The 24,978-nt window shown below is 45.2% G+C and carries 20 protein-coding genes; 8 read left to right on the top strand and 12 right to left on the bottom strand.

All coding sequences use genetic code 11. From position 1 onward, the window contains the following. Positions 1-339: 339 nt before the first annotated feature. On the top strand, positions 340-1,950 hold the full coding sequence (locus PL85_RS13390; RefSeq protein ID WP_115339735.1) for a methyl-accepting chemotaxis protein: 1,611 nt from the start codon (positions 340-342) through the stop codon (positions 1,948-1,950). A gap of 54 nt (positions 1,951-2,004) precedes the next feature. Here the strand turns inward: PL85_RS13390 and nspC are convergent, their stop codons facing one another. From nspC to PL85_RS13350, 8 genes are all read right to left on the bottom strand, one after another. After that, positions 2,005-3,138, bottom strand: coding sequence for a carboxynorspermidine decarboxylase (gene nspC, locus PL85_RS13385; protein ID WP_017046172.1), 1,134 nt, complete (start codon positions 3,136-3,138; stop codon positions 2,005-2,007). A 64-nt stretch (positions 3,139-3,202) separates the two neighbouring features. Beyond that, positions 3,203-4,447 carry a carboxynorspermidine synthase gene (locus PL85_RS13380; RefSeq protein ID WP_017044304.1) on the bottom strand — a complete coding sequence of 415 codons (1,245 nt, stop codon included), beginning with the start codon at positions 4,445-4,447 and terminating at the stop codon, positions 3,203-3,205. 16 nt (positions 4,448-4,463) lie between these two features. Beyond that, on the bottom strand, positions 4,464-7,352 hold the full coding sequence (locus tag PL85_RS13375; protein ID WP_115339734.1) for a pyridoxal phosphate-dependent class III aminotransferase: 2,889 nt from the start codon (positions 7,350-7,352) through the stop codon (positions 4,464-4,466). Positions 7,353-7,895: 543 nt separating this feature from the next. After that, entirely contained in the window at positions 7,896-9,041 is a 1,146-nt protein-coding gene (gene nhaA, locus PL85_RS13370; RefSeq protein ID WP_174223850.1) for a Na+/H+ antiporter NhaA, read from the bottom strand. A 280-nt stretch (positions 9,042-9,321) separates the two neighbouring features. Then, complete coding sequence (locus PL85_RS13365) at positions 9,322-10,455, bottom strand: lipocalin-like domain-containing protein (RefSeq protein WP_115339732.1); 1,134 nt, start codon at positions 10,453-10,455, stop codon at positions 9,322-9,324. Then, the gene (locus PL85_RS13360) at positions 10,456-12,909 is read right to left on the bottom strand and encodes an FtsX-like permease family protein (protein ID WP_115339731.1); all 2,454 of its coding nucleotides are present in this window, start codon (positions 12,907-12,909) and stop codon (positions 10,456-10,458) included. It lies immediately after the preceding gene. Further along, positions 12,890-13,561 carry an ABC transporter ATP-binding protein gene (locus tag PL85_RS13355; RefSeq protein WP_013857013.1) on the bottom strand — a complete coding sequence of 224 codons (672 nt, stop codon included), beginning with the start codon at positions 13,559-13,561 and terminating at the stop codon, positions 12,890-12,892. Before PL85_RS13355 ends, PL85_RS13360 begins: the two co-directional genes overlap by 20 nt. 123 nt (positions 13,562-13,684) lie before the next feature. Continuing rightward, positions 13,685-15,061 carry an MATE family efflux transporter gene (locus PL85_RS13350; protein ID WP_115339730.1) on the bottom strand — a complete coding sequence of 459 codons (1,377 nt, stop codon included), beginning with the start codon at positions 15,059-15,061 and terminating at the stop codon, positions 13,685-13,687. 40 nt (positions 15,062-15,101) lie between these two features. Between PL85_RS13350 and PL85_RS13345 the strand changes: the two genes are divergently transcribed. Next, positions 15,102-16,595, top strand: a complete 1,494-nt coding sequence (locus PL85_RS13345) for a DUF2867 domain-containing protein (RefSeq protein ID WP_064625088.1) — start codon at positions 15,102-15,104, stop codon at positions 16,593-16,595. A gap of 42 nt (positions 16,596-16,637) precedes the next feature. Here the strand turns inward: PL85_RS13345 and PL85_RS13340 are convergent, their stop codons facing one another. From PL85_RS13340 to rsuA, 3 genes are read right to left on the bottom strand one after another with little or no spacing between them, the layout of a single operon-like run. Next, on the bottom strand, positions 16,638-17,297 hold the full coding sequence (locus PL85_RS13340) for a DUF2913 family protein (protein ID WP_017049847.1): 660 nt from the start codon (positions 17,295-17,297) through the stop codon (positions 16,638-16,640). Further along, a complete protein-coding gene (locus PL85_RS13335) occupies positions 17,297-18,505 on the bottom strand; it encodes a Bcr/CflA family multidrug efflux MFS transporter (RefSeq protein WP_013857017.1) in 1,209 nt (402 codons plus the stop codon). The genes PL85_RS13340 and PL85_RS13335 overlap by 1 nt, the downstream gene beginning before the upstream one ends. A gap of 47 nt (positions 18,506-18,552) precedes the next feature. Next, positions 18,553-19,248, bottom strand: a complete 696-nt coding sequence (rsuA, locus tag PL85_RS13330; RefSeq protein WP_064625086.1) for a 16S rRNA pseudouridine(516) synthase RsuA — start codon at positions 19,246-19,248, stop codon at positions 18,553-18,555. A 104-nt stretch (positions 19,249-19,352) separates the two neighbouring features. Here rsuA and PL85_RS13325 point away from each other — a divergent pair, with 104 nt between their 5' ends. The 6 genes from PL85_RS13325 (at position 19,353) to PL85_RS13300 (ending at position 24,609) form a co-directional block, all read left to right on the top strand. Further along, positions 19,353-21,095: a DEAD/DEAH box helicase gene (locus tag PL85_RS13325; RefSeq protein ID WP_064625084.1), complete on the top strand. Its 1,743-nt coding sequence runs from the start codon at positions 19,353-19,355 to the stop codon at positions 21,093-21,095. Between the two features lie 61 nt (positions 21,096-21,156). Then, positions 21,157-21,546: a PepSY domain-containing protein gene (locus PL85_RS13320; protein ID WP_010318383.1), complete on the top strand. Its 390-nt coding sequence runs from the start codon at positions 21,157-21,159 to the stop codon at positions 21,544-21,546. Between the two features lie 9 nt (positions 21,547-21,555). After that, entirely contained in the window at positions 21,556-22,215 is a 660-nt protein-coding gene (locus tag PL85_RS13315; RefSeq protein ID WP_010318384.1) for a response regulator transcription factor, read from the top strand. Then, positions 22,205-23,545 carry an ATP-binding protein gene (locus PL85_RS13310; RefSeq protein ID WP_064625082.1) on the top strand — a complete coding sequence of 447 codons (1,341 nt, stop codon included), beginning with the start codon at positions 22,205-22,207 and terminating at the stop codon, positions 23,543-23,545. Before PL85_RS13315 ends, PL85_RS13310 begins: the two co-directional genes overlap by 11 nt. 227 nt (positions 23,546-23,772) lie before the next feature. Continuing rightward, complete coding sequence (rplY, locus tag PL85_RS13305) at positions 23,773-24,051, top strand: 50S ribosomal protein L25 (RefSeq protein WP_010318386.1); 279 nt, start codon at positions 23,773-23,775, stop codon at positions 24,049-24,051. A gap of 165 nt (positions 24,052-24,216) precedes the next feature. After that, positions 24,217-24,609, top strand: coding sequence for a ribosome recycling factor family protein (locus tag PL85_RS13300; protein WP_017047699.1), 393 nt, complete (start codon positions 24,217-24,219; stop codon positions 24,607-24,609). 1 nt (position 24,610) lies between these two features. Here the strand turns inward: PL85_RS13300 and PL85_RS13295 are convergent, their stop codons facing one another. Beyond that, the gene (locus tag PL85_RS13295) at positions 24,611-24,967 is read right to left on the bottom strand and encodes a PilZ domain-containing protein (protein WP_017046184.1); all 357 of its coding nucleotides are present in this window, start codon (positions 24,965-24,967) and stop codon (positions 24,611-24,613) included. Positions 24,968-24,978 lie beyond the last annotated feature (11 nt).

Here is a 24,978-nt window from a genome sequence, read left to right as displayed (position 1 = left end):
AAAGGAAGCTGATGCTTCCTTTTTTATCGACCTCACTATCTATTAAGTAAGATTAAAGTTGTGATTCAGTTAACAAAATCAACTAATTGCATTCGCGAAATGACGACCATATTCCAATATTAGAAAGCGGGTAACCATAATTAATCTAAGCCTGCAAATCCTAGATGCCGAACAACTTGAAGACGCCGTCAGATGGATAAACGGATGATTACTAATGAGTATTAACAAACCTTGTGACTCTGGCAATCAAACGTAACCAACATCACGGTAACCTCAAGTACAACCGGTAAACCAATATGCCCAGCAATAAGGTTGGGTTGTTTTAATGGTGGTAACGTCATGTTGAAGCTTGAAAATATTAAGGTCAGCTACAAGCTGACCGCTATTATCGCGGTTGCAATTGTTGGCTTATTGAGCTTACTGTTCATTGCAACTAGCGCGCTGAGAAGTAACTTAGTCGTAGAGCGTGAAGCGAGGTTGAACGCAGTTATCGATACTCTCCTCTCACAAATCTCACACCTTCAGAAAACACTCCCCGAAGACGAAGCTAAATCACAGGCGAAGATACTCATCAACAACACACGTTTTGACAGCAACAACTATCTTTTTGCTATCGATGAGTCTCGTTACACCATTGCCCATCCGATTCGCACTGATTTGGTTGGCAAACAGATGGGAAGCCCAGGAAAAGATACACAAGGCGAGTTTTGGTTCACTATGGTTGAACTTGGTAAAAATGGTCAACAAGGCACGTTGACATATCCTTGGCAGACTAACAGTGGAACACCCGCAGAGAAATTATCGGCAGTCCAAGGGTTTGCGCCGTGGCATTGGATTATCGGCTCAGGCATGCTCATCAATGACATTGAAGAGGCGATCAACAAACAGATCCTCAAGATGGGAGGAGCGACATTGGCAGTTGTGTTTGTGATGGCAACGCTTGGGGTGGTCATCAGCCGAGCCATCATTATGCCGTTAGAGTCAATTAAAGAAGTCATGAAAAAAGTGGCAAGCGGCGATTTAACAGCACAAGTCCCAGTAATGGGAGAAGATGAGATTGGCATTGTGGCATGTCGTATCAATGACAGCGTAAGCGCAGTGCGTTTAGCATTAATCGAGTCGGTCACCTCAGCAAACCTGCTTGCAGAGGCCGCCATTCGCATCGCTTCTTCTGCGGAAGAAACTAGCCAAGCGGTGACCAGCCAACGTGACCAATTAAGCCAGCTCGCAACCGCGATGAATGAAATGAGTGCGACTGTTGCCGATGTTGCAGGCCATGCAGAAGAGACCGCAAGAGACACATTGGATGCCAGCAAAGAAGCCGGCTTAGGCGATAAAGACGTGCATTCCAGTGTGGACAGCATTAAAGCGCTCTCAAAAGAGCTGGAAGTGGCCACTGAGCAAGTGCACAAACTCAAAGAAGGCGTGATGCAAATCAGTGAAGTTACCACAGTGATCAGCGGCATTTCTGAACAAACTAATTTACTTGCGCTAAATGCAGCGATTGAAGCCGCACGTGCTGGAGAACAAGGTAGAGGATTCGCAGTGGTCGCCGACGAGGTCAGAAATTTAGCTAGCCGTACTCATCATTCCACTGACCAAATCCAAACCACCATTAACCGCTTACAGCAACTGGCCGTTAGTACATCAAACGCGATGCAAAAAAGCCAAGATCTCGCTTATAACAGTGTGGAGCGGGCAGAAAATGCAGGCAGCGATCTTTCCTTGATCGTCAGTCATATTCAGCATGTGAGTGATAAAGCAATTCAAATCGCCACTGCGGCAGAAGAACAAAGTGCAGTGGCCGAAGAAATGAACCGTAACGTCAGTGGCATTAACGATTCGGCATTGGAGATGTCACAATCGGCAAACTATTTGGCAGAAGAGAGTGAAACCTTGGCCGCTCTTTCACGCCAATTAGACGAAAGAATGAAAAGCTTTAAACTCTAAGGTGTGATTTTACAAAAATAGGCCTCACCCACTGTATGGTGAGGCCTATTGTCATCAGTTTACCGACCATTGAGATAATGAACGTTTAAAGTCTTCATAGCCAAATTCATTCAGTTTCTGAAGCTCTCCTGTACTGCGTTGACAATACACGGAAGGCATTTTAAGGCCATTAAACCAATTCAATTTCACCATGGTATAGCCCGCGCTATCCATGATATGCAACCGCTGGCCAATCGATAATGGCTGTTCAAATGAAGCCACACAAAATTGATCACCCGCTAAGCAAGAACACGAGCCAATGACATACTCATGTTCACCGTTCGCACTCGCTTCTAAGATAGCCGCAGGCTCTTTGTAAATCAGTGTGTCTAAACGATGCGCTTCAGTTGCCGAATCAACAATCGCTGTTTTCATGCCATTTTCAACGATATCGACAACAGTCACCACTAAATCAGCCGTTTTCGTGATGATCGCCTCACCCGGTTCAAGATAAAGCTGAACCTGATGCTTTTCTGAAAAGGCCTTAAGCGCTAATGCTAATTTTTCTAGCGGATAACCAGGCCAAGTGAAGAACACACCACCGCCTAGGCTGACCCAATCTAACTTATCCAGATATTGGCCAAAACGCTCAGAGATCGAATCTAATAACGCAATGAACGCATCAGCATCTTTGTTCTCACAGTTCATATGGAACATCACGCCATTGATAGTATCGAACACTGAGTTATCAATATGGTCTGTTTGAACACCTAAACGAGAAAACTGACGTGCGGGATTGGCAAGATCTTGCCCAGCGTAACTCACGCCGGGGTTTAAACGTAAACCCAATGACGCCTTGCCTTCAACTAAATGACGGTAAGCGGCCAACTGGGATTGCGAATTAAAAATCATTTTATCGCAAATATCGGCCACTTCTTTAACATCAGCTTCACTGTAGCCAACGCTATAGGCGTGTGTTTCACCACCAAACGTTTCGTAACCTAATTTTACTTCAAATGGGCCACTGCTGGTTGTGCCATCCAAGTAAGGTTTGATGATGTCAAACACTCCCCAAGTAGAGAAGCATTTTAAAGCTAAGACGAGTTTGACGCCCGACATCTCTTTGAGCTGCTTCGCGATTTCTAGGTTCGCGATCAACTGTGATTCATCAATCATAAAATAGGGCGTTTGGAGTTCGCTTTTTTGCATCTATTTATCACTCTCAAATTGAAGAAAGCCGACACATCTGCATCGGCTTAACTATCGAAAACTCTTATTTTAGAATTTTAATCTCTGGTTGCCCGATATCGAGCTCTTGAACATGCCAATCCAAACCTAATTTCGGCATCGTTTCTAAAAACAGATCAGGGTCAAGCTGCTCTAGGTTAAACACGCCCGCTTGTGCCCAATGCCCTTGGAAATACTGCAATGCCGCAGTAATGGCAGGAACGCCCGTGGTGTAAGCGATGGCTTGGTGCTCTACATCATGGTATGCCACTTCATGGTCTGCATTGTTGTAGATAAAGACACTGCGCTGTTTACCGTCCTTCCAACCTTGCACCCAAGTACCAATACAAGTCAGGCCTTTGTAGCCTGGGGCCAAAGAGGTTGGGTCTGGCAGCATCGCTTTAAGCACTTGAAGTGGTTGAACCACAGTACCATCTTGCAGCGTCAATGGGTTTGGACTCAATAAACCAATATCACGCATGCAATTGAAATAGTTGAGATAACGATCGCCAAAACCCATCCAAAATTCAATACGTTTGGCCGGAATAAACTCTTTCATCGAACGCACTTCATCGTGCGACATGGAGTACACCTTGTGCTGGCCGCACTGAGGAAAATCAAATTCTAGCATTCGTGAATGGCAAGGAACACGCTGCCACTGCCCTTCTTCCCAATAGAAAGAGTCGCCTTGAATCTCTAACATATTGGTTTCTGGATCAAAGTTAGTCGCAAATTTCTTGCCGTGATCGCCTGCATTAATGTCCATCACATCAATACTGTCGATTTCGTCAAAGAGGTGCTTCACCGCATACGCGGCAAACACGCTAACCACGCCCGGATCAAAACCAGCACCGAGAATAGCGGTAATACCTGCTTGCTTAAATTTTTCACGAAATGCCCATTGAGGATCATACGCTTCAGGCACTTGTTGACCTTCAGAGCAAAGGTCAACAGCAACCGATGTATCTAGATAGGAAACCTTGGCTTGATAACAGGCTTCCATGATTGGCACGTTTACCCAAGGAGGGCCAGCGTTGATCACAAGATCAGGCTGGACTTCTTTAATTAATGCAACTAACGAGGCTACGTCATCCGCCTTGACGGTGCGTGCCTCAAGTTTTTTAGTTGGATCTTTAAGGTTATTTTTTCCTTTGATCGATTCAATGATCTTCTCGCACTTTTCAAGAGTACGAGAAGCAAGAACAATATCACCGAGTATGTCGTTGTTTTGGGCCGCCTTATGTGCGACAACCCAGCCAACGCCTCCCGCGCCAATTTGTAAAATAGACATGGTTGTTTGTATTCCTTTATGCCTTGGCTAGCTCAGAGGCTAGTACTTCAATCTTATTAAGTAATGCGTTGAAATCTGACAGTTGTAAGCATGGGTTTAAAATGGTAAATTTAAGCGCTGTTTTGCCATCCACAATCGTCTCGCCCAACACCGCAACACCACGTGTCAATGCTTCTAAACGCAACGCTTTGTTCAACTCGTCAAAATCTACCGCTTGTTTATCCACGGAACGGAATAACACGGTGGAGAGCGCAGGCTCTGCCAAGAGTTCAAAAGCATCGTGATGCTGAACTAAATCTGCCACTTGCAGTGTTTGTTCTAGCAGATGATCGTACATCTCACCCAAAGCCTTAGGGCCTACGTTTTGCATTGTCATAAACACTTTCAATGCATCAAAACGCTTGGTCGTAGAAATAGATTTATCCACCAAGTTTGGCAGTTCATCATGTTCACGGTTAAGGTAATCCGCATGATGCAGTAGATACTTGAAGTGACTTTTATCTTTGAGCAACACCGCGCCACAGCTGATCGTTTGGAAGAACAATTTATGGAAGTCGACGCTGACAGAATGCGCACGCTCAACACCTTGCAAACGTGCTTTATGGCTACTTAGAACCAATGCGCCGCCGTATGCTCCATCCACATGCATCCATAGATCATGTTGCTGTGCTACATCCGCGATCGTCGACAGATCATCAATCGCACCGTGATCCGTTGTGCCTGCTGTTCCAACAATAGCAAAAGGAATAAGACCTTCCGCTTTCGCTTGTGCAACAACCGCCTCCAGTTTGGTGACATCCATTGTGCCGTTTGGATTCGCATCAACCGCCAAAATGGCTTTCTCGCCCAATCCCATCCAAGAGGCCGATTTTTGCACGGTGAAATGCGATTTTTTCGAGCACACTATACGCAGCTTATCGGCATACTCAGGTAGGCCCAGCTTTTGAATAGAGTGGCCACTCAATTTATCGGCAATCCAGTCACGAGCTAACATTAAACCCATTTGGTTACTTTGCGTGCCACCACTGGTGAAAATACCATCCGACTGAGCGCCGAGTTCGTATTTTTCACACATCCAATCAATCACTTTCTGCTCAACATAGGTAGCAGAAGACGATTGATCCCATGAGTCCATAGACTGGTTTAATGCGCCAATCATCGCTTCAGCCACTACTGATGGCATCAAGGGTGGCGTGTGCAGATGAGCAATACAATCTGGGTGTTGAACGATAATGGAATTTTTGGCTACCAGATCTGCCATTTCAGAGATCACATCCTTCAATGGCGCATTTTTGTTATCCAAATCTACCGCGTAAATCGCTTCTTCAAGCTGCTTTGGATCCAAACCTGAATAAGGCGCTTTGGCTTGTTCAAAGACAGCTTTCATCGCAGAAGTGGCATGGTTCATCACAGCGGCAAATTCATTGCTACCCATTTCACCGGTTTGGATAAAATGCTTCTTCCACGCTTGGTTTTCTGGCTCTGGATCTTTCTCGCCGCCACCTGCAGCTAAAATCGCCGTTTCAAGAGTGCGCAGTGCAAAATCGATCTGCTCGAATGAGATGATAATCGGTGGTAAGAAACGAATAACGGATCCTTCACGGCCACCTTTTTCAACCATCAACCCACGCTCAAGTGCTGCGCGTTGGATAGCGAGTGTTAATTGGCCATCGGCCATTGGCTCGCCAAATTTGTTCATTTCACCGTTTGGTTTACGAATTTCAAGGCCGAGCATCAAACCTTTGCCACGAACTTCAGCAATACAATTCACTCTGCGTTGAATGGCTTCAAGACCTTGGCGTAGGTACTGACCCGCGACATTAGCGTGTTCAACGAGGTTATCACGTAAAATAATTTCTAACGCTTTCGCACCAGAAACCATGGCCAATTGGTTACCACGGAACGTGCCTGTGTGCTCACCCGGTTTCCAAGTATCGATCTCTTTCTTGAACACAAGAATAGACATCGGTAGACCACCACCAATGGCTTTAGATAAGCAAAGAATATCAGGACAAATACCAGACTCTTCAAATGCAAAGCGGTAACCCGATTTACCCACGCCACATTGAATTTCATCGAAAACTAATAAAATACCGTGTTCATCACAGATACGGCGTAGCTCACGCAGCCAGAATGCTGGAGCGGGAATGACGCCTCCTTCACCTTGAACAGGTTCAACAATAATGGCCGCCGGTTTCATGATGCCTGCTTCGTCATCGTTCAGCAGACGTTCGATGTAGCGAATGCTCGCTTTGGCACCTTCATCGCCCCCTAAACCAAACGGGCAGCGCAAGTTGTATGGGAATGGCATAAAATGCACATCCGACATTAACCCTGTGCGACGAGCTTTAGTATTCAGGTTGCCCATCATGCCCATCGTACCGTTGGTCATACCGTGGTAAGCACCGCGAAACGCAAACATGGTGTTACGACCCGTTGTCTGCTTCACCAGCTTGATAGCCGCTTCAACGGCATCCGCACCAGAAGGTCCACAAAATTGAATCGCGGAATTTTTTGCAAACTCTTCAGGCAAAAATGCTTTTACTTGCTTGATGAATTTGTCTTTAGCGTGCGTTGTCATATCCAATGTCTGATATGGCAGACCTGAATCTAACTGCTCTTTCAGTGCTTGATTGATCTCAGGATGGTTATACCCAAGCGCCAACGTTCCCGCACCCGCTAAGCAGTCGAGGAAAATTTGTCCGCGCGTATCTTCTACTAACGCACCATAAGCTTGCTTGATGGCAATCGGTAGACGGCGTGGGTATGAACGAACTTCAGATTCATGCTCAATTTGATCGAGTAGAATTTGGTCCGGTGTGAGATCATAAATACCTTCAACAACAGGTACCTGAGATGAAAAAATGTTTGCGATAGTGTTATCGACTTCAAAGGCTGTGCTCATTTCCCTTCCCCTTGAATGTGAAAATTTCCGCCTATTTCCTTGGTTTGGTTTGAATATAAGGAAATATGACATAGCAATAAGCTCCGTATTAGCCAAAAGGCAAAAACGGAAATTGGTTCATCGTCTTCGATGAAAGATTACTAAATCAGAGAATCAAGGTTCGGTGATAGAACTGTCTTCAAGCACAGGGCATAGAGGAAGTACAAAGCTGATTAACGTCAGTGTGTTAAGTGATGATGAGTTCAATGTTGGGTTTCCCATTCACATGCAGCTCCCGCTGCAAGAGTATCCCGTCTATCAACAAAAGGACTTGCTGATACCTACCCTACGTAATGTCACAATCAGCCTGAATGGTCATTACGCGTGTCCCCCAGAAGCTACTGTCCGAGATTGGTGCGAAAAATATCAAAAAATAATTACGCTGGCAATAATTTTCAATAAATCGATAAAAACTTAAATTTTCTATTGATTAAGAATATTGATAAATCAAATGGTTAGTTTATAAAATGAATCAGCCCTCGTATTACGGAGGGCTGATTATTCTTATGCGTTTTTTGGCAAAGATAAACGAAGCAATATATAGCCTACAATCGCGGCAGTGGTTGAGCCCATTAATATACCGAGCCGTGCAAACGTATCAAATTCAGCATTGGTCGGTCCAAAAGCCAATGACGAGATAAAAATCGACATTGTAAAGCCAATACCACATAGCACTGACACGGCAAAAATATGCTTGAAATTGATCCCTTCAGGCAATTTAGCGACACCGAGTTTCACCGCAGCCCAACTGAAGGTAAAAATACCCAATGGCTTACCAATAAATAGGCCAAGAGCCACGCCCAAAGGCAACATTGACGTGAGGCTAGATATGGAGATCCCTTCCAGTGAAATCCCGGCATTGGCAAATGCGAACAATGGCAGAATACCAAAAGCGACATACGGGTGTAGCGCATGCTCAAGATGCTTTAGCGGAGAATATTCGCCTTTATCACCTTTCAGCGGAATAGCAAAACCAATCACTACACCAGCCAAGGTTGCATGAACACCAGATTTAAGTACGGCAAACCATAAAATCGCACCGACAATTAAGTAAAGGCTGATTTTGGTAACATGCTTGTTGTTTAGTATAAAAAGCACACCAGTCATTAAGAAACCGACGGTTAACGCAATGGTAGAAAGATCACCGCTATAAAATAGCGCAATAATGACCACAACCCCTAAGTCATCAATAATCGCAAGCGCCAGCAAGAACACTTTTAAGCTGATCGGAACACGTTTACCCAATAGCGCCATAATACCTAGCGCAAACGCAATATCAGTGGCCGCTGGGATCGCCCAACCTTGAATCGCTTGTGCATCACCAGCCGTAAACAGCACGTAAATTAATGCTGGAGCAAGCATGCCGCCGACGGCTGCAATGGCTGGGAAAATAGCCGTTTCTTTGGATTTAAGAGCACCTTCCAACAATTCACGTTTGACTTCTAAACCAATCAACAAAAAGAATACGGCCATTAAGCCATCATTGATCCAATGCGACACTGACATTCCAAACATGTAGGAATGTAAAAAAGATTGGTAAACATCATTTAGCGGTGAGTTAGCAATCATCATTGCAATTGCAGCAGCAATAACCAGCAAAATACCACCTGCTGATTCCATCTTGAAAAAGTCGCGAATCACATCACTCATGATATCGTCCTTATAGTTATGCATGTTAATAAATCATTAACAAATGAATATGACAGAGTTTATACAGTAGCTGATAGAAGTAAAAATCGCTTGTTCAGATATTAAGAATCGGAATTTCCGAGTCAAGAATAACAATACAACGTATATTCCTTGGTTTTCACTATTTTCCCATTGCTGATTGGTTTTTATACATAACAATTTTACAACAAAATAAAAAAGGATCACAAAAACACAAAAGGCCAAGAACAACTTGACCTTTAGATTCCGAAAATATTTGAACTTAGTTGCTCGTTAGTTGCATGAAACCCGCCACCTTATGACTACCATCGGTGATAATGGGGCCTTCCCAATAAGGGATCAGAAAGGGTGACCACAGATCGCGATTCACCGCTTTCGTCACCAGATGAATATTATATTTAGGGATGTTTACCACCCATTGTAACGGGATGTCACGCTCATTCTCCGACGCGGCAGAAACGACAGGAACTAAATCAATTTCATCAGCAGATAGTGCGATCGTGGTGCCCGAATCTTTCACAATTGCCCCAAACAAATAGGGCTCTTGCTGAAAATAACGATAGCGATTAACCAATAAGGTTGTTTTGCTATCGAGTTTAACGAACAACTTATCCCATCCCTGTTTAGCGTTAGGCAGTAGATTATTACCCCACTCCTTGCTCAGCCATGCATTACCTGTGACTTGAATAGGTTGAGAGTTAACACCTAAGTTGAGCACACCTTTGACCTGCAAAAACGGTGCTTGGAGACTATATGAGGCTAAAGAAAGTGAATCATGCTTTTTTTGGTATCCCTGCTGACCAGGTAATACAAATGGCCCGGAAAGGTTATTTTTTAATGAGAGTGAAAACGTGTCCGTCGCTACATCTAATACTCCAGGAAATGGAGTCGTCCCCGGTGCGCGCCAGTTCCAATTATCAATCCACATTTTAAACGGCTTTAATTCTAAGCCGGCTTGACCAATTCCGCCCCGCGCAATCCGCTGTTCACGCCAGACTTCATTCTTTGAAGAGATCACCACATAAGCAAGATAAAGCTGAGGACTAAGCCATCCATTGGCATCTCGAGCTTCATTAGCGAGACGAAAATAACTCCACTGGATCCCATATTGCTGCCCATGTTCATCACTGACATTCGCAAAGTAATGCCACCACTCATGTTCAAAACCTTGATGAAAATTGAAATCTTGAGGAAGTCGTACCGGGCGATTAGGAAGCACGAACTCGAACGGGTGCTCCTTCGATATTGATGATGTATCCATTTGCTTAGAAGCTGTTTCAGAAACAGCATATTCTGAAATCGTTTGCTGTGCCTGCCAATACTGGTGCCACGAATAGAGGCCGAACAATACAGCAATCAACAAAGAGCACAAAAGTACGAGGTATCGTTTCATCATTTATAACGCGTCTCTAAATGAGCTAATCGGTGGCCTTCTGACCAAACGAATAACCGGGATTGCACCTGCGCACATCAAGGTCACCATCGCCCATGCTGCCGTTTTCAAATACTCCCCGGGGATCAACTGCAGTTGGATTGTCCAACCAAAGGATTGTTTAATCACGATGTCCACCACAAGACGAGCGAGTGCAAGCCCTAACGGCATTGCAATCACGAGCGCTATCGCCCCAAAAACACACAACTGCAAGCTGCCAATCACCACCAGCTCTTTACCAGAAACACCCAAACAACGCAGTAGCGAAACATGTCGCTGACGGGAAACCTCTCCGGCTAACGTAGCAAAGAAAATACCACACACGGCAATCAACAAAGTAATACGCCCGAGCGTATCGGCGATGGAAAAGGTTCGGTCAAATACTCGCATCGCTTGATTGTGGATGTGGTTGTTATCAAATACTCGTTCATCACCAAGCCTAAATACCGACTCTAAGCGATTTTTCAAGCCTTGATCATTCACACCATCGCGCAAAATGACCCCTAGCGCCACATTCCCTTTCCCTGCAAATGCAAATAGCCAATTTTGATGTGACAATAAAACTTGATGGTAAGGGTTACCATAATCGTAATAAACCCCCGCGACTTGCCACTTTTGGCCCAAAGGCTCAGAAAGGTCAATAAAATCACCAGGCTTAATGCCTAATTTAAGCGCCATGGATTCACTGATCATCAAACTCTTTGAATGGTGTAAATCATACCAATAGTTAGGAACAGCAAGTTTAACCGTCAACGAGTCTAACTCACCATCGGAGATACCCGTGCTGACCACTTGCAATGCACTTTTGTCAGTGGCGAAATCTTTTTCCCAACGCCACCAAACATCATTGACCTCAGGCTGCGCTTTCAACCAACTGCTCATTCTTGATGCAGAACTGTTGGTAGGATAGACATAAATATCGGCCGCTAAACGTTGGTTTAACCATTTTTCAGTAGTATCGCGAAAGCTACCGACCATGGTTTCAATACCAATATTCGCCGCCATAGCAATCATAAATGCCATAGTTGCGACACCGCGATAGCTCATACTTGCGGCTGCATCGGCAAAGAACCAACGCGCTTTTACCCAAGCGAGTGAGTAGGAAAAACTGTTGAACAGCGTCCAAATAAGATAAGGCGTAAACAGCGCAACACTGAGTAACATCAACGCAATAATTGCAAAACCAGAAAGTTGCGTTTGTGGAACTTGATACACGGCAATCGCCGCGACAGTCAATGCGCAAGCAACAAGGGCTTGCAGGCGAAATTCTGTGCCAGCAAATCGAAGCAAAGAGAGACGAGCCGAAAGACGAATAGGCTGCGATTTTAGCAACCGGACGAGGGGCCAAGCGCACGCCGCAAATGCACCAATCAACGCCATGGCTAAACTGTAACTACTCCACTGCCAATTCCAGCTAATCGATAAACCGACATTAGCATCATACAAGTCACCCAAACTGGCTGAAACCGCTGGGATAAGTTGATTGGCCAATAATAACCCCAATCCGTTACCGCATATCCAGCTAAGCAGGACCATGCCAAACAACTCAATCACCAATGCTTGGGTAAGCTGCCAGCCAGAAACGCCCGCTTGCCGTAATAACCCGACTAAAGGTTGGCGCTGGATTAAAGATAAAGACATGGCTTGGTAGAATATGAATAGCCCGACCAAAAATGCCAACATACCCATTGCATTGAGATTGAGATGAAAAGCACGCGTGAGTGATTCCAGCTCAGTGCGAGAACTACGGACTAGCGTCAAACCATTAGGTAAATTATCTTTTAGTCTTTTCAGTTTCTCTGGCGGCATATCACCACAAGCAATAACAGATAAGCCCGAACTTTTCTTGAGCATTCGCACCAAGGATAGATCCGCAATAACGCGTGTGCCGTTGATGAGATCTTGTTGATCGATCTGAATAGGACCTAACTTTGATTCATCATCAAGCACGATAAAATCACCCGTTTGCCAACCTTGGAGACGAGCGAGATCAACACTCACCAAAATAGGATACGGCGGATTCATCAATGATAATGTCGAAAATTCCGATAAAGGAAGGCCGCTATTGGTTGGCAACATCGCGACGGGATCAAGCCCAATCAGCGAAATATCCGTGCCATTTTTTGTCGTCAAACGATGGTTTTCAAAAGGAGCGCACTGAGAAAATCCATCACGGCGCAACTGAATATAGAAACCTTGGGGGATTTTATTGGCAATATGCTTGGAACGAATACGATAAGGTAATGGATTAGAAAACAGCTTTTCGCCATGTTCATAACTTTGACGAGCATGCTGGTTGATGGCCGTCACTCCCACCAACAATGAAACGCCAAGCGTTAAACCCAGCCATACTAGGATGATTTGTAAAGGATAACGCCGATAATGACCAAGTAGCGCCTTAACTACGGGCCATAACATGCAACAACCCTCCTTGTAAACGTACGCGACCATCCATATGCTGCGCGACTTTTTCACTGTGCGTCACCAATAATAACGTGCAATCCAACTGGCGAGTTAAGGTCGTCAATAAACGCATCACCGCCTCGGCATTACGCTCATCAAGACTACCGGTTGGTTCATCTGCTAATAAAATCTTAGGCTCCATGTACAAGGAGCGCGCGATCGCAGCACGCTGCTGCTGCCCACCAGAAACCTCTTCAGGGTATCGGCCTAGCAACGGCATTAAATCAAGCGAAGAAAGAATTTGACGCAGTAAACCTTGGTCTTCCGGCATTCCTTTCAACTGACGACAAAAGCGAATATTATCCGCGAGATTGAGGGTGGGAAGAAGATTAAACTGCTGAAATATATGACCAATGTTATTTCGGCGATAAGCGGTACGCTTATTTTCTGACGTGTCATGCATGGCAAAACTTGGAAACCAAATTTCGCCAGAATCGACAATATCTAATCCGGCAATAAGGTTGAGTAATGTACTCTTACCCGAACCACTTTCACCCATCAATGCGATTTGGTCGCCTCGGTTTAATGTTAACTCTGCCCCCTGTAGCACGGGATGAAATTCATCGCCATCTAGATAGCCTTTACACAGGTTGGTCAGCTGTAACATCAAATCGCTCGCAATCGACTAAAATTGGATTGTGAATCTACACTAATTCTCCTGCAGTAGAAAGCATTTTGGATACCGGATCACATTATGTGCATCAAATTGCACCACCTAACTGCGTTGTGTCTAATTTTCAATCAAATTTCGCATCCACTTCTTGCTTTTCATTCGATAAAGAGAACCGCCCCATTTAATCAACTCTTCAACGAGAAACAATAAATAGATGGCTTCAGGCTTAGCCCCAAGCACAATCGCACAAAATGCGGCTAACGGAATACCGATCAGCCACTGCGCGACTAAATCTTGATAAAGACAAAACTTTACGTCACCGCCAGCTCGCAACACGCCAACAATCACCGTCATTGGAATGGAACGTAAAATGATGCCAAGGCTCAGTATCACGATAAACTCTTCAGATAAAGCACGGGTTTCATCCGTCAAGGCGGTGAAAGAGTTCAGGATAGGGATCTGCACCACATACAAAGCGGCAGCGACAACCACGCCCACAAGAAGGCTGATGATAGTTAAGCCCAAGGCTTGATAATAAACGGCATCGTACTGCTTAGCGCCAAGTTGGTTACCGACTAAAACCGCAGCCGCATTCGACATCCCAATCAGTAAACTCAATGAAATTGATTCTACTGGCGTCATCACCGATAACGCAGCTAAGCCTTGCACACCACTCTGCCCCATGATGGCATGATAGACAAATAAACCGCCTGCCCATGCTAGGAAATTAAAGGTAGTTGGCAACGAAAGCTTCAAAAAACGAGAAATGGTAGGCCATTCAATGATGGCTCGGATATCGTCAATTCCAAACGCTAACAGATGTTTCTTGGCATAGAGGTAACCGTATAAACACGCGACTTCAATAAAACCACTGAGCACGGTAGCAATCGCCGCACCTTCGATTCCCATCGCGGGAAAACCCAATTTGCCGAAAATCAGCACCCAGTTTAAAAACACGTTTAAAACAATACCAATACCGCTAAAAAACGTGCTGAGCCCCGGTTTATGCATCGCTCGCAGCCCTACCGCCATACCACTGACGCAAGCTACAGCAAACATACTGAGTGAGGTAATAACCAAATATTGGCTACCTAGCGCATTAACGGTCTCGGAATCCGTGGTTAGTGCCATGATTTGACTTGGAAACAGTAAAAATAGTGCCACCGTCATTACAGCAAATAGGTTAGCGACTAACCACGTAAGTGCCGTACTTTCTCGCACGCCCTGTTTGTTTCCTGCGCCCCAATACTGAGCTGTTAACAGTGCGCCTCCGGTTGTCACGCCCACTAGCATGATGGTGGTGACAAAAGTTGCTCTAGCGGCAACGCCTACCGCAGCAATTTCCGCCTCACCTAATTGCCCTAGCATCAAAACATCCACTAGACCGCGGCTAGAAAACATAATACTTTGCAAGGTGATCGGCAGAGCGATAGCCATTAAGCGACGGAAAAAATCGCCTCTTGTATGTAACACGATTTGCGAAAAAACAGACAACCGATCACCTCAAATTCAACACATTGATAGCACAGGAAAAATGAAGTCGCTATTATACGTCTGTGAGCATAATCTAACCATCTTATTTGAAGGGACCGTCATGAAAAAAGTGTTAGTACTCGGCGCATCAGGCTATGTCGGCTCACAACTGCTACCTTTGCTATTAGCGCAAGGTTTTCAAGTAACGGCCGCAGCTAGGCACATTGACTACTTAACCTCACGTGCCATATCTCATCCCAACCTTACCTTGCGTTATTTAGACCTTACCGATAAAGAGGCGACACTTGCGCTTATCCCACAATTTGAACTGGTTTATTTTTTAGTGCACGGTATGGCGCAAGGACATGATTTCGTCGACTATGAATTGTCGTTAGCGGAAAACGTTAAACAAGCCCTTGAGGTTAGCCAGGTCAAACACCTGATCTACTTAAGTGCGATTCAGCCACAAACCGGAAACTCAGAGCACCTCAAAGCACGGAAAATGACAGGCGATCTACTTAGGAAAAGTCCTGTACCAGTGACCGAGTTAAGAGCCGGTGTCATTCTTGGACCGGGATCAGCCGCATTTGAAATCATGCGTGATTTTGTTTACAACTTACCGATGCTCATCACGCCCAAATGGGTTGATTCCAAAGCAAATCCGATAGCGCTGGAAAACCTCAATCATTATCTACTTGAATTAGCGAAGGAACAGCCCGTTGCCCACCAATTGTTTGAAGTCGGTGGGCCTGACACCCTCTCCTACCGCGAACAATTTGCCATTATTTGTCAGGCAACGCAGAAACCTTTTCGGTTATGGTCTACCCCACTATTAACTCCAAAAACGGCTTCTTACTGGCTAGGTCTTGTCACCTCCGTCCCCTCTAATATTGGCAGAGCACTACTTGCCGGTTTAGATCATGATTACATTGCCGACTCACAAGCCATTGAAGCACGCTATCCTCAAAGACTGATCTCATATCGTGACGTTGTCACCAAAATAATCGAGCATGAAGGTGAATTTACACGCTCGCAGGTGTGGGGATTTGATCCAAGTGCCCTACAGCGTTGGCAACCCGGTTTTGGCTACTATCCTAAACAGGCAGGAGCAACGATTCAGACCAGCGCTTCTGCTGAGGTTTTATGGGATGTTATCCGAACCATAGGCAGCCGCCAAGAAGGCTATTTTTTTGCCAATGCACTATGGCGTACACGCGAATGGCTCGATCTTTTATTCGGTGGTGGCAAACCTGTGCGCCGCTCTCCTTGTGGCCCGGAACTGAAAGTTGGCGATTTTATTGATTCGTGGAAAGTGATCCGCTGCCAACCTCAACAGTTTTTGTCTCTTCTTTTTGGGATGAAAGGCCCAGGGTTAGGGCGATTGGAATTTACCATTAAAGATCTAGGCGAAACGCGAGAACTCAATGTGACCGCATGGTGGCACCCCAAAGGATTCTTAGGGTTACTTTACTGGTTCGCGATGATGCCTGCCCACCTTTTTATTTTTAATGGCATGGTCAAAGCCATCGTCAAAAAGGCACAAAAAAAGAGCTAGCGAAATCGCTAGCTCTGCAACTTATTGGGTTTCAATTCCATACTAATCAATAGGAAAGCCTAATGGAATTTCAGCCAATTGCACGCCATGGTTGCTTGGGTATATCAAATACTCACCATGATATTTCACATTCGACTTATAATCGGTACGTTTATGCACCATAAAGCCAGCACTACTGGCCTTTTCGACGAAATCAGCATGATGGCCCCGCACAAACCAGTTCATCGGCTTCACGAGCAGTTCACCATCAAAGCATGATTCACACTGATTTGCGCACAAAGCCAATGAGTTTTGCCCATCGGTAAAAAGCTGTAATTTGCCTTCATTCACCAATGGATCACATGTTGTCACTTCCCAGTGAGCCGCTTCCATGAATTCCAAAAACGCGTCAATTTTCTTATCGGTAATGATGTTATCCGCGTCTTGCGCAAAAAACTTACCGTAAAATGCTGAGATGCGTTTGAAGATAAACAGTAATTCAGATTGGTTGCCTTTCGAACGTCCAGCTTTCTGCCAACGATTTAAATCATCCACTACACAGCGATGGAATCGTTGTGCTTTCAATGCCTTACTCACCCAATGCACCAAAAAGTGATTATTAGCTAAAGGCGCATTCACCAGCTTATTCGCTTGGTGTTCTGCTGTTAACTCTTGCAGCGCTGTATTCACTACACGTTGAATTTCGAGGTAATACTCTGACATTACGCCTTTCTTCCTAATGTCCAATAAAAAAGAGATGAAAGTACCGAGCACGCCGTCATGACCACAATCATCGGCCACTCAACATCACTAGGCATCATCGCGACAATCGCTGCAACCACTGAGCCTGTGCCAAAACGCAACGTTCCAGCCAGTGAAGAAGCGGTACCCGCCATTTTCGGATAACCACTTAACAATAATCCCATTGAATTACTGCCTATCGTTGACAATGTACCAATAAAAAGCACCACAAAAGGCACAATACCCCATAAACCAAGGTTGAGTAACCACGCGATAAATAGCCCGATACCTGCGCACAACTGAATCAATAAACCAAAGCGTAGCATGGCGTGGGAACCGACTCGTTTCACCATTCGACCATTCAAGCTGGTCATGATAATCATCGCGACGATATTGAGGCCAAACAGGTAACCAAATTGATCAGGATCGACTCCATAAATATCAATATAGACAAAAGAGCCTGCGGTCAAAAAGGCAAACATACCAGCGAACGAGAAAGCACCAGAAAAAACAAGCCCCATCGCGACTGGGTTACGGCTTAACTGCACATAGTTGCGAATGGTATTTCGAAAGCGCAGCGGTTGACGATTTTCTGCACTGAGTGTTTCTGGAATTTTCCAAACCACGAGAGCAATCACCACCGCGGCAAAAATAGCCAACACCCAAAATATCGAACGCCAACCAAACCAAATGGCCAAGTGTCCACCAATCATCGGCGCAGCTAACGGGGCAACGGTCATCACTAAGGTGACAAAAGACATGGCGCGGGCAAAATCTTCGCGATCAAACATATCACGCACCACCGCTTGAATAACCACAGCCGCCGCTGCTCCAGCAAAACCTTGCGCAGCGCGAACATACGTTAACGCTTCAATACCTTGCGTAGTCGCACTCACAGTGGCAGCAATACCAAACAGTAATACGCCGATCAGCAGCACTGGGCGACGGCCATAACTGTCGGCCAGCGGGCCATGCAATAGTTGGCCTATCGCAAAACCAGCGGTATAAGCAGTCAGCGTCATTTGTACCGCTCCAGCACTCACACCGAGATCTTTAGCAATCGCTGGCATGGCTGGCAGATACATATCAATCGCCAGCGGCGTTAATGCGCCAATCGCGCCTAATACTAAGAAGAGTAAAAAACTAATGTGCGGCGTATTATTCGCTGTAACAGGTTGAGATGAAGTCATAGTTCTCCAGATAAATAAGAAATGAAGTTGCAGTAAAGCTAGGCCGTTCAAGCCCCAATAGAAGCCACTTCTTGGTCAGTCAAATAACGGTATTCACCGGGCTCTAGTGCCTCATCTAGCACAATATGACCAATGCGCTCACGGTGAAGGCCAACCACTTTATTGCCTAAAGCAGCAAACATGCGTTTAACTTGATGGTATTTGCCTTCATGAATGGTCAGTAAACATTCATTCTCACCGACGACTTCCAATTGCGCAGGCAAGGTTGGCTCACGCTCATTACGCAGTTCAATACCCGTTAAGAATTGTTCGACATAATTCGCTTCAATAGGATCGGCAAGCCAGACACGGTAGGTTTTGTCGCATTTGTGTTTTGGCGAGGTAATGCGATGAGACCATTGGCCGTCATCGGTGATCAGAACCAAACCTGTGGTATCGACATCCAAACGTCCTGCAAAATGCAAGTCTTGAACATTCACTTCATCGAGCAAAATAAATGCCGTATGATTGAAGCCGTCTTCATGTGAGCAAACGTAGCCAGCGGGTTTGTGTAACATGATATAGCGCGGGCCATGCAAGATTAACTCACGACCTTGCCACTCCACCTCACACTCCTGCGTCACCTGCAATGAACCACTTTTTTGCATCTTACCATTTACTGTGACATCACCACTTTTGATGATCTTGGTGGCTTCTTTACGTGTCGCACCTAACGCATCACACAAAAATTTATCTAACCGCATGATTACCTCATCTAAATCAAGTCAGGTATTATACGCAGCTAAAATGAAATAGTTGATCTATTTCACTGTTTTTATCCAGCGTTCAACAAGAGACAACGCGAGTTATGTACACACTTCGTCCTTATCAATCGGACTCGGTCAAAGCCGTGATCCACTATTTTCGTCATCACACTACGCCCGCCGTAATTGTACTACCGACGGGGGCAGGAAAAAGTTTGGTTATTGCTGAGCTGGCAAGGCTTGCCAAAGGACGAGTCTTAGTACTAGCGCACGTGAAAGAACTGGTAGAGCAAAACCATGCCAAATATGAGGGCTACGGTTTGCAAGGCGCGGTATTTGCGGCAGGTTTAGGACGAAAAGAGACCGATCAACAGGTCGTCTTTGCTTCGGTACAATCCGTGGTGCGCAATTTAGATGCCTTTAAAAATCAATTTTCATTACTGGTGATTGATGAATGCCACCGCGTACCGGATGAGAAAAGTAGTAGTTATCAAAAGGTGATCACCCATTTAAGCGAGCTCAACCCGGGGATTAAAGTGTTGGGGTTAACCGCTACGCCTTATCGTTTAGGCATGGGCTGGATTTATCAATACCATACTCGCGGCCAAGTGCGCAGTGAGGAGCCTCGCTTCTTCCGTGACTGTATTTTTGAGCTACCGATCCGTTATCTGCTCGATGAAGCTTTTTTAACGCCAGCGCGAATGGTTGATGCCCCCGTGCTCAGTTACGATTTTTCGCAGCTAAAACCAGCCAATACCGGGCGCTACAAAGAAGCCGAACTCGACATGGTGATTGAGCAATCGAAACGTGCCACACCACAGATTGTTCAACAAATCATCCAACTAGCACAGCAAAAACAGGGAGTAATGATCTTTGCGGCCACCGTTCGCCACGCCCAAGAAATTGTGCAATTACTGCCCAATAACGAAACTGCCATCGTCATTGGTGACACGCCGACCACTGAACGCGACACCATCATCAAGCAGTTTAAACAGCGCCAAATCAAATTCTTAGTTAACGTGTCGGTATTAACCACAGGTTTTGATGCTCCGCATGTTGACCTGATTGCGATTTTACGCCCCACCGAGTCCATCAGTTTATATCAGCAAATTGTCGGACGTGGGCTACGCTTATCCGCAGGAAAAACCGAATGTTTGGTATTGGATTATGCGGGCAATAACTATGATCTTTATCAACCAGAAGTCGGTGAGCCAAAGCCCGATCCCAACAGTGAAATTATTACCATTCCCTGTCCGGCCTGCGGTTTTAATAACAACTTTTGGGGTAAACTCGATGCCGCTGGTTTTTTGCTTGAACACTATGGTCGACGTTGCCAAGGCTATTTTACAGACGAAGAAAGTGGCGAACGAGAACACTGTGGTTACCGTTTTAGAGCAAAATATTGCGGTGAGTGCGGGGCTGACAACGATATCGCCGCACGTATCTGCCATGAATGTGACGCAACACTGGTTGACCCTGATAAAAAGCTCAAAGAAGCACTCAACCTCAAAGATGCATTGGTTTTTGAATGTATCGAAATGGATTTGAATGTACATAAAGATGCAAGTGGAAAAGCGCAACTGCGCGTTACCTATCGTGGTGAGAACGATGCGCAAGTCCACGAATTTTGGCCACTAACCACCAAGAAACAGAAACAGGTGTTCCACGACCAATTTGTGCGACCACACCTAGCCGATAAGCATCGCCCTTTTGATCAATCTTCACCAAGCAAAGTGGTGGCTCATCAACACCGTTTTCGTCCACCACAATTTGTCATTGCGCGAAAAGTGGGACGATTTTGGAAAATGCGCGATAAGATTTTTGAAGATGAGCTACAAAACCGATGATTCACTTTCTATTCATGTAAGGTCATTTATACTCTGTTTATCTTATTACAGGGGGCGCAACATGTTGTTCAAAAAGGGTAAAGCTTTCGCACGCTTACTGCTGCTCTCATCATTATCCTTACCCACTTTAGCTGCAAGCAGTGATGTACACGATTGGGTTCAAGACACTTATAAGCCAGGAACCAAGGTAGAGATTGATGAGGATCAAGACGAGGTCTACGCGGCAGTTCAAAAAGGTTTAATTCATCCATTGTCTGAGCTTTATGCCACGATAGATAAAGAACTCAATGGCCGAGTTATCAAAGTAGAGTTAGATGAAGATGATGGTGAATGGGTCTACGAATTAAAACTGATGCATGACAACCGAGTTATCCGCGTAGAATATAATGCAAGCACATTAGAACTAATGGCTATTCGTGGCAGGAACCTACGCGACATCATCAAAAAATAGAGAATAACCATGAAAATATTGGTAGTCGAAGACGATCCTCGTCTTGGGGAACAAATTGTAGAAGCGCTTGAACAGACCGGCTGGGTGCCTGAATTATCACAAGATGGCATTGATGCACTCTATCGCGCCACATCAGAAGAGTGGGATGTGATTGTGCTCGACCTCGGTTTACCCAAGCTCGATGGGCTCACCGTATTGAAAGGCATTCGAGATGAAAACATTAATACGCCTATTGTGATCCTCAGTGCAAGAGACGGTTTGACTCAACGAGTCGAGGGCTTAAATGCAGGAGCAGATGATTACCTCACCAAACCATTTGAGATGGTGGAATTAACCGCTCGTATCCGCGCACAACTGCGCCGAGCATCAGGTAACGCTTCCCCTGTGATGCAAATCGGTGACTTAAGCCTTGATACTCGAACCTCTAAAGTGATGTGGCAAGGTCAAGCGGTGAGCTTGACGGCACTGGAATACAAAGTGGTTGCCTACTTCATGCACAATGCCGACAAAGTCATTTCACGGACTGAACTGGTGGAACACATCTACAAACAAGATTTCGATAGAGACTCCAACACCATCGAAGTGTTTATTGGCCGCATCCGTAAAAAAATCAATAACAACATTATCAAAACCGTGAGAGGACTGGGATACCAGCTTAATGCAAAATAAAACCTCGGCCTTAAAGCGCCTCAGTTTAAAAAGTCGTTTACTGCTCGCGGCAACGTTTTGGTTAGGTACCATGATTTTAGCGGCGGGAATTGGCATTCCCACACTGATCAAAGACTACCTAGTCAATGATGTGCAAAGTCAGCTACGCTTAGCGATGGATGAAATCACGGCGAACTTGGAAGCGACACCGCAAGGGAATCTAGTACTGTCGTCGCGCCTTTCAGACCCTCGTTTTAGTCAACCCTACAGCGGCCTTTATTGGACGGCCTCAAGCCATGATCAATCGCTTCGTTCTCGCTCATTGTGGGATAAACGCCTTATCAGCGAAAAACATGGCTTGAAAAACATCGTCAAAGGCGCAAGAGATGAAAAACTGATCGTCATTGAACAAATCATCTACTTACCAGATTTCCCTTCTCCTATCACCATTACCATCGGTCTTGATGAAGCGCCATTACAAGACACTTTAAACAGCGTAATTAGCCAATTGTGGATGATACTAGGTCTGCTCTTCAGTGGTGTATTGGTGCTGATTGGCTTGCAAGTCAGTTGGTCATTACGGCCGTTAGGGAAAATGCAAAAAGAGCTGGCCGCATTGCGCAAAGGTCAACAAGCCAGTCTCAGTGACGAGTACCCAAAAGAAGTCTTTCCGTTAGTCAATGATTTGAATGCACTGTTATTCCACTATCAAGAATTGCTTGAACGTGCACGTAATCATGCAGGCAATCTCTCTCACGCTTTAAAAACGCCGATTTCTGTACTGCGCAATGAGATCGATCATCTTGATTTCGCACAACAGCAGAAACTCAGAACACCGATTGAACAGTTACAAAAGCAGATTGACTACCATCTAGGCCGCGCGCGCATGGCTGGCTCAATGAATATTCTTGCGGTAAAAGCCAATCCAAGCGAACGGGTAGATGCTATTTCTATGGCATTTGACAAAATTTACGCACAGCGTGAAATCACGTTAGTTAATGAGTTGGATTCTGATCTAGAGGTTGCCGTTGACCCAACCGATCTCGACGAGATGCTCGGCAACCTACTGGAAAATAGCTACAAATGGGCAGCTTCTTTGGTTCGAGTTCACGCAAAAAATCGAGAAGAAGGCTGGGTAGAAATCCACATTGAAGACGATGGCCCAGGTATTGCTGAGCAAGATCTGGCTAAAGCGGTACAACGTGGCGTGCGCTTGGACGAAACAACCTCTGGATCTGGGCTTGGGTTGAATATTGTCAGTGAAATGGCGCACAGTTATCGCGGCACGCTAACCCTATCGACTAGCACCATGGGGGGGTTAAAAGCGGTGCTGACTTTTCGTTCGGTTTAATGGACGAAATCGAACTCGACATTAAGCAATAAAGACTGTCACGGTCCTTCGTAACACTGCAATAAATCGATGCTGCAAGGGATTTTCTATTGCCCCATCTTAGATAGAGTGCTAGTATCCGCGCTCGTTTTGTTAGTAATCATTGATTCACTATCAAAGCTATACCACATCAGCAAGGTCGCATTGCAGATGTGAAGTTTATTTTTACTAATTTGAGTGTAAAAACTATGAAATTCGAAGCAGTAGTACGTACTGAACTAGGTAAAGGTGCGAGCCGCCGCCTACGTCACGCGGGCCAATTCCCAGCAGTTGTTTACGGTGGTGAAGCAGCGCCAGTTGCTATCGCACTGGATCATTCTGACGTGATCAACCAAATGGACAAACCAGAATTCTACGAAGCAATTACTCTAGTAATTGATGGCGCAGAAGTAAAAGTTAAGCCACAAGACGTTCAACGTCACGTGTTCAAGCCAAAAGTTGAGCACATGGACTTCATCCGCATCTAATTTCCTACCAAGGAATTAGTTGGATAAAATCCAACCTTTTGCATAAAGATGATCGGCCTTACCATCCGAGAAATCTAAAAATTCGAAACCCCGATAGCTACCAACTATCGGGGTTTCACCGTTTTATAAGACCGTGTTATAACGGAAAGTCATCCAAACAAGAACATGGCTATTATGATCATCACGATTTCCCTCCCCTCATTAATTCATCGGCTTGGTGGAGAAAATGCGAAAAAAGCAAAAATGCTGGCGAGAGAATATCAGTGCGACCTGAAACGAATACGACGTTCCAGAAATTGGCAAATCAGTGGTGAGATAACGCAACTTGAATTATTGGCAAATCGGCTCAGAGAACTTGATTCACTGGTCATGCAATTTTTAATAACGAGACTCAAAGACAAACTGGCAGAATATCAGGAACAGCTTGAACCCAAATCAGCCAAGTTGGTAAGGCTTGTTAAACAAAACCCATCAATCACTCTCGCCGAACTTATGCACATCACGCACTGCACAATCGCAGAAGCACGCACCGCTCGTTTCAACGCAGACAGTTTTTGATTTAAGCAGAACGTAAAGACGAGAAGTAAGACGGGTATCTTTGGCGAATATAACGCTGTTCTTCAACCATGTGCTTAAAAGCAGGACCATTGGATAGTTGAACCACGACTTCATCTTGTTGAAAGCGCAGTACTTGACCTGCAATTTTGACTGTATTATTGCTGCGTAGCTGCACCGTACCAGACATCGATAGACCACAATATAAAGTAGTCACTCTCGGCATTGAAATACGAATGCCTTGCTCTGATATTTCACAGACATGGAATAGCTGATCATCAATTTTTACGGTAGGTCTTGCCCGCTTTGGATACTTTAAGCGGTAATATTGCCGTTTCTGTACAAAATCTGCATTGTCCATGGCGTCTATGC

The organism is Vibrio anguillarum (genome assembly GCF_001989995.2).
GTDB classification, from domain to species: domain Bacteria; phylum Pseudomonadota; class Gammaproteobacteria; order Enterobacterales; family Vibrionaceae; genus Vibrio; species Vibrio anguillarum.
The sequence above is the reverse complement of the archived record's forward strand: the minus strand, read 5'-3'. Positions and strand labels throughout refer to the sequence as shown.

Bases quoted from the DNA above. Each gene is read 5' to 3' on its own strand.
- PL85_RS13345 (WP_064625088.1), top strand. From the start codon at position 15,102: ATGAAGTCGCTATTATACGTCTGTGAGCATAATCTAACCATCTTATTT.
- PL85_RS13295 (WP_017046184.1), bottom strand. From the start codon at position 24,967: ATGGACAATGCAGATTTTGTACAGAAACGGCAATATTACCGCTTAAAG.
- PL85_RS13380 (WP_017044304.1), bottom strand. From the start codon at position 4,447: ATGTCTATTTTACAAATTGGCGCGGGAGGCGTTGGCTGGGTTGTCGCA.
- PL85_RS13365 (WP_115339732.1), bottom strand. From the start codon at position 10,455: ATGATGAAACGATACCTCGTACTTTTGTGCTCTTTGTTGATTGCTGTA.
- rsuA (WP_064625086.1), bottom strand. From the start codon at position 19,248: ATGCGGTTAGATAAATTTTTGTGTGATGCGTTAGGTGCGACACGTAAA.
- PL85_RS13390 (WP_115339735.1), top strand. From the start codon at position 340: ATGTTGAAGCTTGAAAATATTAAGGTCAGCTACAAGCTGACCGCTATT.
- PL85_RS13375 (WP_115339734.1), bottom strand. From the start codon at position 7,352: ATGAGCACAGCCTTTGAAGTCGATAACACTATCGCAAACATTTTTTCA.
- PL85_RS13325 (WP_064625084.1), top strand. From the start codon at position 19,353: ATGTACACACTTCGTCCTTATCAATCGGACTCGGTCAAAGCCGTGATC.
- PL85_RS13315 (WP_010318384.1), top strand. From the start codon at position 21,556: ATGAAAATATTGGTAGTCGAAGACGATCCTCGTCTTGGGGAACAAATT.
- PL85_RS13335 (WP_013857017.1), bottom strand. From the start codon at position 18,505: ATGACTTCATCTCAACCTGTTACAGCGAATAATACGCCGCACATTAGT.
- PL85_RS13340 (WP_017049847.1), bottom strand. From the start codon at position 17,297: ATGTCAGAGTATTACCTCGAAATTCAACGTGTAGTGAATACAGCGCTG.
- PL85_RS13310 (WP_064625082.1), top strand. From the start codon at position 22,205: ATGCAAAATAAAACCTCGGCCTTAAAGCGCCTCAGTTTAAAAAGTCGT.
- PL85_RS13355 (WP_013857013.1), bottom strand. From the start codon at position 13,561: ATGTTACAGCTGACCAACCTGTGTAAAGGCTATCTAGATGGCGATGAA.
- PL85_RS13360 (WP_115339731.1), bottom strand. From the start codon at position 12,909: ATGTTATGGCCCGTAGTTAAGGCGCTACTTGGTCATTATCGGCGTTAT.
- nspC (WP_017046172.1), bottom strand. From the start codon at position 3,138: ATGCAAAAAAGCGAACTCCAAACGCCCTATTTTATGATTGATGAATCA.
- PL85_RS13320 (WP_010318383.1), top strand. From the start codon at position 21,157: ATGTTGTTCAAAAAGGGTAAAGCTTTCGCACGCTTACTGCTGCTCTCA.
- rplY (WP_010318386.1), top strand. From the start codon at position 23,773: ATGAAATTCGAAGCAGTAGTACGTACTGAACTAGGTAAAGGTGCGAGC.
- nhaA (WP_174223850.1), bottom strand. From the start codon at position 9,041: ATGAGTGATGTGATTCGCGACTTTTTCAAGATGGAATCAGCAGGTGGT.
- PL85_RS13300 (WP_017047699.1), top strand. From the start codon at position 24,217: ATGGCTATTATGATCATCACGATTTCCCTCCCCTCATTAATTCATCGG.